The sequence below is a fragment of the Shewanella sp. SR43-4 genome (assembly GCF_014163845.1).
Lineage (GTDB): Bacteria > Pseudomonadota > Gammaproteobacteria > Enterobacterales > Shewanellaceae > Shewanella > Shewanella vesiculosa.
In genome coordinates this window covers 99,599-109,699 of record NZ_JACJEB010000016.1, presented here as the reverse complement: position 1 = coordinate 109,699, position 10,101 = coordinate 99,599, and the positions used below count along the sequence as shown (strand labels likewise).

The following is a 10,101-nucleotide window of genomic DNA, read 5'->3' as shown; positions in this document are numbered from 1 at the left end:
GCACTAAAGCCTGCGGCAGGCAATTAATAACATTGAATTAACGACCTAAAATAAACTAGTAAATATGCAATAGGTTGGGCATTACTCGGACGAAAGTCCAACTACCAGCCAAGAATTTAGTTGGCCAGGGTAAAATTTACAAAAAGATAAGTTATAACCCACTTTTGTCCAAAAACGAGTTAGCAGCCACGCACTTAAGGTGCTGTAATTGCCATGACTATCAATCCATATCATCTAAACTATTCTGTTCTAAAAAATCTTCTCTTTTGACACAGATAAAGTTCAGGATTTAAACAAAAGTTTGTTATACTCCGCGGCCGCTTATCGATGGCACTCAATTGGGTGTATCATTCAAGCTTAATGTTTTTCAGCTATCCGAAGACGTTAATCAACCCAGTTAAGCATGAGTTCAGCCATAAATAAGGCTATCGGCCCCAATATTCCAGATTGATGTTGTGCAGATAATATTAACTTCTCGCAACTAAATCGCTTTGTTTTGATGTACATACAGGAACCGCACCATGAAATTCGAATCTTTTAGCTTCGCCCCAGAAATATTACGCGCGATCGCTGAGTGCGGTTATCAATCTATGACGCCAATTCAACAACAAGCGATCCCGGCAATCCGCCGTGGTGAAGACGTGTTGGCCAGCGCACAAACAGGAACAGGTAAAACTGCGGCTTTCGCACTGCCTATTCTGCAAAGAATGTGTGATAACCCAAAAGAAACGATGCCGTCTAACACTCGCGCCTTAATTCTTACACCAACTCGTGAGCTTGCCGCACAGGTTGCAGATAACATTACCGCTTACAGTAAACACCTCAACTTAACCGTATTAACCATTTATGGTGGCGTTAAGATAGATACTCAGTCACAAAAACTGAAACGCGGCGCCGACGTGATTGTTGCAACGCCTGGTCGTTTACTTGAACACATAGTGGCGTGTAACTTAAGTTTATCTAATGTTGAGTTTTTAGTACTTGATGAAGCCGACCGTATGCTTGATATGGGCTTTAGTGCCGATATTAAAAAGATCCTCCAAGCAGTAAATAAAAATCGCCAAAACATGTTGTTCTCTGCCACCTTCTCTACCGAAGTGAAAAAGCTAGCGAATGAAATGCTTGAAAAACCGAAAGTAATTACTGTGGATAAACAAAACACCACAGCAGCTACCGTAAGCCAAGTTATCTACCCTGTTGAACAACGTCGCAAGCGTGAATTATTATCTGAACTTATCGGTACTAAAAACTGGCGCCAAGTGTTGGTATTTACCGCGACCCGTGATGCGGCAGACAAGTTAGTTAAAGAGTTAAATCTAGATGGTATTCCATCTGGCGTGGTTCATGGCGAAAAAGCCCAGGGTAGTCGTCGTCGCGCGCTACGTGAATTTGTGGAAGGCAAAATTCGTGTATTAGTGGCCACCGAAGTTGCTGCCCGTGGTCTTGATATTCAAAACCTTGAATACGTTGTTAACTACGATTTACCGTTTTTAGCTGAAGATTATGTCCACCGTATTGGCCGTACTGGCCGTGCAGGTAAAACTGGTGTGGCAATTTCGTTTGTAAGCCGTGAAGAAGAACGCACATTAGCTGACATTGAAAAATTAATTGGCCAACAAATTCGCCGTGTTACGGTACCAGGTTATGAAGTGGGTAGCCGTGAAATGCTGCTTAAGCAAATTGAAAAACGTCGTAGCTTTGCCAAAAAGCAACAACGCGGTGATAACGCTGGCGCACAGATGATTGCCGAGAAAAACATGGATGGCCGTCGTGTTAAAGTCGGTAAAGTGAGCAGTACCGTGAAGTACAAAAAAATTAAGTAATCTTTTTGATGCAAACAAAAAGGCGCCTCGGCGCCTTTTTTGCGTATTAATCAAAGTCATTAGCGTGTCATCTGGCGCATTGCTACCAGCAATATCCTTTGTTATCACTAGGGAGCATTCTCAGGATATGACGTCACAACTCGCCTAAGCATAAAGCCGAGCAATAATCGCAAATAATGTAAATCCTGTCGTGCCATGACTCATAGCTACAACACATGCAAAATCTAGACTTGTCGTCAAAAAACACAATCTTTCATCACAAAAAACGGTCATATTTGTACTATTTTCGCCATAAAGTGACTTTTATATTGGCTTTTTAATAGCGCATCTCGTTACACTGTTCGGCATATAAAAATATCCCTACACAGAGGCTGTACATCATCATGGCGATTCCTACTACATTTGGCACAGCAAATACTCCAGGCACGATTAAGGCGATGCTATTAGGCTGCGGTGAACTCGGCAAAGAGGTGGCTATTGAGCTGCAACGTTATGGTATTGAGGTGATTGGGGTTGATCGCTACCCTAATGCGCCTGCTATGCAAATTGCTCATCGCTTTCATGTGATTAACATGTTGGATGCTGAGGCATTAAAAGCGGTTATTGAGCTTGAAAAGCCTGATTTAGTCATTCCAGAAATTGAAGCCATTGCCACCCAAACCTTAGTAGAACTAGAGCAACAAGGTCTGCATGTCGTGCCGACAGCCAATGCGGCCAAACTGACTATGGATCGTGAAGGAATTCGCCGTCTCGCGGCAGAAACCTTAGCGATTCCAACTTCAAAGTATTTTTTCTGTGACACCCAAGCAGAATTTGAACAAGCCGTAGCCGATATTGGTATTCCTTGTGTGGTTAAGCCGGTGATGAGCTCATCTGGTAAAGGTCAGAGTGTGATTAAATCAGCAGACATTGTTCAGCACGCATGGGCTTACGCTCAAGAAGGCGGCCGCGCAGGCAAAGGCCGAGTGATTGTTGAAGCCTTTATTCCATTTGATTACGAAATTACCTTGCTAACCATTAGCGCTGTTAATGGCATTCACTTTTGTGACCCGATTGGCCACAGACAAGAAGATGGTGATTATCGTGAATCATGGCAACCACAAGCCATGCCAGCTGATGTACTACAAAAAGCTCAAGCTATGAGCCAACGTGTGGTTGAAGCTCTGGGTGGATATGGCTTATTTGGGGTTGAACTATTTATTCGCGGTGATGAAGTGTACTTTTCTGAAGTATCACCAAGGCCACACGACACAGGTTTAGTCACTTTAATCAGCCAAGATTTATCTGAATTTGCTTTGCATGTTCGAGCGATTTTGGGCTTACCAATCAGCAATATTGCCCAACATGGACCCAGTGCTTCTGCAGTGATTTTAGCAACAGGCACCTCGACCAATATTCGTTATCAAGGCATCGCGGCTGCGTTAGCCCCGGCTAACACTCAATTACGTTTGTTTGGTAAACCAGATATTGATGGTCGCCGTCGTTTAGGCGTTGCATTAGCTCGTGATAGCTCGGTGGAAGCTGCGGTCGAAAAAGCTAAAATAGTGGCGAGTAATATCAAGGTTATATTTTAAATAACGCTTATCTCAGTTAAGTAATTACAGCTCAACAAAATGACTTGATAGACAAAATTAAGCCGCCGAATCTGTTACACGTTCAGCGGCTTATTTTTTGCTTTTGCTTTTTGTGTTTAAGTGTTTAAGTGTTTAAGTGAACGTATACCTTAGCTTGATAACTTAGTTTTTTGCTTTTGGCAGTGACTTACTGGCTAAATGAAAGTGGACTAACATCATTAGACGAAATAGCGCTTTGAGTTTACGTTCCTGATCAAACTTACCCACATTGATCAATTTTCGTAATACGGTGATTTTCATATACAGGTTTTTCACCAACACATCACTTGGCTCATCTAGATATTTATCAAACTCTTTATAACCCTCAATGGTTTTAGCGCTCAGTCTAGCTTGTCGAATACGTAAACCTGAGCTCATGGCATGTTCAAACGCTTTAGTTTCTAACCCTTTAATAATATCAGCAGCGCTGATTTCCTGCGCTAAGCCATCAACGATAAAATGAATATTTGATTCAATCTCAAATTGCAGCGCATGGGTATCATGACGCACGTTATCAAACTTTGTCCGTTCTTTATCAACAAAATCAAACAAGATTTTCCATAGTGACATAAGCGAATATCCGTATTACTGGTGGTAATTAAAAAGCCATTAGCCATTAACCTGATTCAACACTTTACCCTGTTGAAACTGGTGTACATTTTCAACCGCGATGTTGAGTAGATTTTGTCTAGCCTGCAATGTTGCCCAGGCAATATGCGGCGTAATGGTAATATTGGCAGCACTAAGGAGCGGATTATCATGACTTGGCGGCTCAGTTGATAGCACGTCAACGCCAGCAAATCCATGAGCATGGTTAAGCCATTGGGCTAAATCAATTTCATTAATCAAGTCGCCGCGAGCAGTATTAACCAATAAACAACCCGGTTTAAGTAAGCGTAAACTGTCACTGTTTATCATATATTTGGTTGCCGCATTAAGCGGACAATGTAGCGATATAATATCGGCTTGCTTAAGTAAATGGTCACGTTGACACCATTGAATGGCTGCTGGTAAATTCGTTTTCGGTTGCGTGGTGGTGATCAAGACATTCATACCGAATGCCACACCTAAATTGGCAACTTGCTGACCAATATCGCCATACCCCACCACCCCTAAGGTCAATCCTTTTAACGAGGTTAATGGACTCAAACTAAAACAAAAATCCCGATTAGCAGCCCATTGTCCAGCTTTAACAGCGTGATCGTGTAAAGCCACCTGCTGATGGTGATGCAAAATATGGGCAAACACCATTTGCGCCACGGCATCTGGGCCATAAGCAGGAATATTGGTGACCACAATCCCCTGCGCGGTTGCGGCATCCATGTCTACAACATTGGTGCCTGTGGCAAGAACCCCAATATAAATTAATCCGGGCAGTTGCTTTAAGGTTGCAGCACTCAACTGGGTTTTATTCGTCAGCACAATTTGCGCACCTTGGCAGCGACTAACGATTTGATCGAGTGGTGTATGGTCGTAAATATCGCACTCGCCTAATGCCTCAAGCGCCTGCCAATTCAAATCACCAGGATTCAGAGTGTAACCATCTAATACCACTATTTTCATCGATTTTTGGCCCTATTAATAACAGCGTGCACAGGCTTTGAGCCTATCACTAACGCATTCCACGTGAAGTTTTAATTCGCTCGTAAGCAGCTTGAATATCTTGCGCTTTAGTGTTGGCAAGCTCCATCATTTCTTCTGGTAAGCCTTTTGCAACAAGCTTATCAGGATGATGTTCGTTCATCAGTTTGCGGTAAGTACGCTTAACGTCTTGATCGCTTGCAGACTCTGATACGCCGAGGAGTACATAAGCATCAGTCAGCGGCATTTTATTACCTTGCGGCGACTGATGATGACTGAATTCAGCTTGCCAACGAGCCAGTAACACATCAAGTTGTGCAGCAAGACCAAGCTTATTGGCAATAGCGGATAAAATTTGCTTCTCATTGGCATGTAACTCGCCATCAGATAATGCAGTTTGAATTTGGATCTCTAAAAACATCTGCGCTAACTCAGCTCGGCCTTGAGTGGCTTGTCGAAACAACTCAAGCTGCTGTAACAGATCAAAATCAGCTTGGCGCCCTTGGCGAAAAGCTGTTTGCGCATCAATACGCGATTGTCCTGATAACTTCATTTGATCCATTAACATGGCCGCAATACGGATGTCGGTTTCAGTCACTCGCCCAGAGGCTTTAGCTACATGGCCCATGACGGCAAATGTAGCATTGAAAAACATCGCCTGACGCTCACCGCCTTTACGCATTAACGCGCTTAAGCCTTGGCGTCTGTCATAAGCATGGCCTAACCATAAGCCTAAAATAGCCCCAAAGAAACGCCCAAACATAAACCCAATGATAAACCCAAAAACTTTACCCCAAATTCGCATGTTGTTTTCCACTACGGTTAAATAATTAATATGTCGCGCTTTGCATTTAGGCGCGCTCGCATGCCTTAATCTTGAGCCAGTAATCGACTCTGCAGTTGTTCTAGTCGCTCAATCGTCCCGACATCGCACCAATAAGCCTTAAAATGCACACCTTGTATCCGCTGCTGGCTCATTGATTGCTTCAGCACAGGTCCCAAGGCTTGCTTACCTTCGGGTAAGTTTATAAATAATCGAGGATGGTAAATGCCCAAGCCAGCAAAGGTTAACTTTGGCTCATCATCAACCGTTAATTGGCCATTCACATCAATAGCAAAATCCCCCTGCGGATGATGAGCTGGATTATCAACTAACCATAAAAACGCGTCCGCTTCAGCTTGGATAACCTTTCGATAAGCTAACGAGACATCGGGCAAGTAATCGATAAATATATCACCGTTGATGACTAAAAAGGGCTCATCACCTAATAATGGTAATGCGTGCTTGATACCGCCAGCCGTTTCTAACGCCGTGGTTTCATCGCTATAACGGATCTGTACTCCCCAACGACTTCCATCGCCTAATATTTCAGGTAATTTATGCCCTAACCACGCCTGATTGATCACTATGTCACTCACCCCCAGCAAAGCAAGTTTCTCTATGTGATATTCTATTAATGGTTTACTGGCAACGCTCACTAACGGTTTAGGTAAAGTGTCGGTTAAAGGTCGTAAACGCTCTCCACGCCCCGCAGCCAAAATCATTGCTTTCATGCTTCGCTTACCGCCTCATCAATACTTTTACGGTTTACTCGCGGTAAAATCACCTTATTAACCCATTGACTAAATTCAGCAATTTGTGAGTACTGCATACCAATATCAGCAACGTATTGTAAGGTTAATGGAATATCAGCCAAATAACCGCGCTTGGCATCACGATGGTATAAACGTGCAAAAATACCTGCGGCTTTAATGTGGCGTTGTATGCCCATTAAATCAAACCATTGTTGATAAGTTGAAAACGTTACATCGTCACTCATCAATTGATGATCAATTGCCAGTTGATAATGATATCTCATCAACGGATTAACGATATCGTCAGGCCAGCGCACGTAACAGTCACGTAGCAGAGAGACAGCATCATAAGTGACTGCGCCATAGACGGCATCTTGAAAGTCGATCACCGCTAACGCTTGATTATTTATCAGTAAATTACGGCTATGATAATCACGATGCATACCGACTTGAGGCTGTGCGAGGACATTTTCGGTTAACGCATTAAAGGTCGACTCAATCATTGCCTGTTCATTGTCCGTCAACGAGTAATCTAAATGCTCTGTCAGAAGCCAATCGACAAAAATCGCTAACTCTCGCCTCACAAAAGCAGCGTCATAATCGGCCAGCGGACCATCTTGGGTCTCGGTCACGGATGCAATAATGGGTAATAAGTTTAATGCGCGCTGATAATAGTCGCTCACATTAGCTTTATTCAGCACGGACAAGAGTTGTAATTCGCCCACATCAGTTTGCAAAACAAAGCCATAGTCATCGCAGGTGGCAAGTACTTCGGGTACTAATAACCCAGCATGATGATAAGCTTTTGCAATCGCCACAAAAGGCGCGATAGGCACTAAATCAATGGGCGAATCAGAGACAATATAATGCTTACCTTGATACTGAATACGAAAATAACGTCGAAAGCTGGCATCACCACAGATCAAACTAATGGCAACGTTATCGCCGAAATATTGGTTTAACCAGTTACTTAACGCAACAAATCTTGGGTCAGATAAAATCATCTCAATGGCTCTTAACTAAAAATTGCTTTATTATAGCCAGCATAACATTTGGAAACAGCTAAAGAATGGAATGTTTCATCTAGCTGAGTATCTTTTTCTCTCCAAAACTTTCCGGAATCAGAATTCATAAATTATTGACAACAATGCAGATCCGTTATTTTCTGGCACTAAGCCTACTCCCAAATATCGTGTTGGCTGATGAGCCAACAACGACCGAAGCGCCTGCGCTACAATGCGTTGTTGCGCCACCTGTTTCTCGTTCATTCGAAGATCGTGCAGCATTAACCGGTATTTCTGACGATCAGATTGTTATCATTAGTGATCACTCTGCTGTTTCTTATAACGAGCAAGCCGAATTTTCAGGCGATGTTAGTTTCAGCCAAGGGTTTCGTCATATTGCGGCTGACAATGCCGTATTAGATCAAAAGCAACAACGCTTAAATGCTAACGGCAACCTAATATTTAAAGATGAGTTATTTACCGTTACTGCCGATACACTAGAAGCTCAAATGAGTACCAATAACGCCACCTTAAAAGGCGCACAGTATTGGTTGCATGGCCAACAAGTTCATGGCGATGCTGAAAAGTTACAGATTACGTCAGACAATAATTTATTACTGACCAAAACTAACTTTTCAACCTGTCCTCCGGGTGATGAATCATGGCTGCTTGAAGCGGACATGATCAAAATTGACAGTAAAGAAGAATGGGGTGAGATTTGGAATGCCAAGCTGCGTATTGCTGACATTCCAGTGCTATATATTCCATATATGACAGTACCGGTATCTGATAAACGTAAAACAGGCTTTTTATTCCCAAGTTTCAGTACCAGTACCACGAATGGTGTGGAAGTCAGTACCCCTTATTATTGGAATATTGCGCCAGAGTTTGATCTTACTTTCACTCCGGATTTCATGTCCTCACGTGGGTTGTATACCAAAACTCAATTTCGCTATCTTGCCGGTGAGCAACAAAACGGCCAGTTCAATGTCGAATACTTAAGTAATGATAGTAAGCTAACCTCAAACGCTGACCGATATTTGTATCATTGGAGTCATCAAGGGGCCATCAATAAAAACTGGCGCGTCAGATCAGACTATACCGATGTGTCTGATAACAATTATTTCAACGATTTAAATTCCGACGTTAACCGTTCAACCGACAACCAGTTATCACGCATTGGTGAAGCCAGTTATTTTGAACGTAACTGGGATTTCAATATGCGCGTACAAGATATCAAAGTACTTGGTGAAGATGAAAAACCCTATCAAGTGATGCCACAGTTAAACTTTAACTATCGTGCTGCCGATATTTTTAACTCTATCGACTTTAAGTTTAACTCTGAACTGACCAACTTTCGTCATCAAGATAATGACTACAATACCGCGACTCGCTTACACTTAGTGCCTAGCTTAATCTGGCCAATTCAAGGGCCTGCGGGCTCGTTTACCAGTGAAGTTAAATTACTGCAAACCCAGTATTGGCAGCAAAATATCGATCCCGATTCAACCTTAGATAACAGCGTAAGCCGCACTATTCCGCAAGCGCGTTTACATGGTCAAGTTAATTTCGAGCGAGCTACCCAAATGTTTGACGAACAATACCGTCAAACCCTAGAACCGCAAATTCAATACCTTTATGTCGGCTATGAAGACCAATCCAATATTGGTATTTATGACACCGCGCAATTACAAGAAGACTATTATGGCTTGTTCCGCGATCGCCAATATTCAGGCTTAGATCGTGTAGCAGATGCTAACCAGTTTACCTTGGGCTTCACCACCCGTTTATTTGACCAAGCTAACCGCGAAAAAATGAAGTTTAGCGTAGGTCAAATCATGTATCTACAAGACTCAAAAGTCAGCATTGATGATACATATGAAGAAACAACGCAGTCGACGTCGGTATTAGCAGCAGAACTCGATGCTCAGTTATATAATGACTGGTTTATCAGTGGTTCGGTTCAGCACGACACTCAAACGGGTGAGAATAAAAAGAATGAAGTCACCTTGGATTATCGTCCAAGTAATGACAAATTATTACAGCTAAGCTATCGCTTTGTTCCAGACTTACTCAATACCAATACCAATGATAAAGTTGATATTTCTCAAGCAGGCGTAAGAACATCTTGGCCTCTTAGTGACAACTTATATTTTGTTGGTAACTACTATTATGACCTTAATGAATCTCGTAGTATTGAAACTTATACAGGCGTGCAGTATGAGTCATGTTGCTGGGCATTGCGTCTGAGTTACCATTACCGAATTAAAACAAACTACGATGATGATTTGTCAGCCGCCATTGACGGACGTGAAGAGTTTGAGAGCGGTGTTTATCTAAACTTTGTCATTAAAGGCTTAGGCGGATCGGGTCCATTAGGAGTCGACGACATGTTAAATGAAGGCTTATTTAACTACCGTAAACCACTTTACTTGAGGAATTAACAATCTTTTGTGATAGATTGCTGAACCTAGCGATAAACTCATAGTCCAATAACAACAAACA

General features: G+C 42.5%; 8 protein-coding genes. 3 read left to right on the top strand and 5 right to left on the bottom strand.

Features of this window, described 5'->3' with window-relative positions:
* The first annotated feature begins 521 nt into the window (after positions 1–521).
* On the top strand, positions 522–1,823 hold the full coding sequence (locus H5123_RS16760) for a DEAD/DEAH box helicase (RefSeq protein WP_124017872.1): 1,302 nt from the start codon (positions 522–524) through the stop codon (positions 1,821–1,823).
* Between the two features lie 383 nt (positions 1,824–2,206).
* Positions 2,207–3,397 (top strand): formate-dependent phosphoribosylglycinamide formyltransferase, encoded by a 1,191-nt coding sequence (gene purT / locus H5123_RS16755; RefSeq protein ID WP_182698694.1) that lies wholly within the window; start codon positions 2,207–2,209, stop codon positions 3,395–3,397.
* Positions 3,398–3,559: 162 nt separating this feature from the next.
* On the opposite strand, the gene H5123_RS16750 is transcribed toward purT, so the two are convergent.
* The 5 genes from H5123_RS16750 to H5123_RS16730 all read right to left on the bottom strand — a co-directional run bounded on the left by H5123_RS16750 (position 3,560) and on the right by H5123_RS16730 (position 7,596).
* Positions 3,560–4,006 (bottom strand): hypothetical protein, encoded by a 447-nt coding sequence (locus H5123_RS16750; protein WP_124017870.1) that lies wholly within the window; start codon positions 4,004–4,006, stop codon positions 3,560–3,562.
* A 39-nt stretch (positions 4,007–4,045) separates the two neighbouring features.
* Complete coding sequence (locus H5123_RS16745) at positions 4,046–4,999, bottom strand: D-2-hydroxyacid dehydrogenase (RefSeq protein WP_182698693.1); 954 nt, start codon at positions 4,997–4,999, stop codon at positions 4,046–4,048.
* 49 nt (positions 5,000–5,048) lie between these two features.
* Positions 5,049–5,822: a co-chaperone DjlA gene (gene djlA, locus H5123_RS16740; RefSeq protein WP_124017868.1), complete on the bottom strand. Its 774-nt coding sequence runs from the start codon at positions 5,820–5,822 to the stop codon at positions 5,049–5,051.
* Between the two features lie 65 nt (positions 5,823–5,887).
* Positions 5,888–6,571 (bottom strand): N-acetylmuramate alpha-1-phosphate uridylyltransferase MurU, encoded by a 684-nt coding sequence (gene murU / locus H5123_RS16735; protein ID WP_182698692.1) that lies wholly within the window; start codon positions 6,569–6,571, stop codon positions 5,888–5,890.
* A complete protein-coding gene (locus H5123_RS16730) occupies positions 6,568–7,596 on the bottom strand; it encodes an aminoglycoside phosphotransferase family protein (RefSeq protein WP_182698691.1) in 1,029 nt (342 codons plus the stop codon). The genes murU and H5123_RS16730 overlap by 4 nt, the downstream gene beginning before the upstream one ends.
* Before the next feature lie 143 nt (positions 7,597–7,739).
* On the opposite strand from H5123_RS16730, the gene lptD reads away from it, so the two are divergent.
* Positions 7,740–10,040 (top strand): LPS assembly protein LptD, encoded by a 2,301-nt coding sequence (gene lptD / locus H5123_RS16725; protein WP_182698690.1) that lies wholly within the window; start codon positions 7,740–7,742, stop codon positions 10,038–10,040.
* The last annotated feature ends 61 nt before the right edge of the window (positions 10,041–10,101 follow it).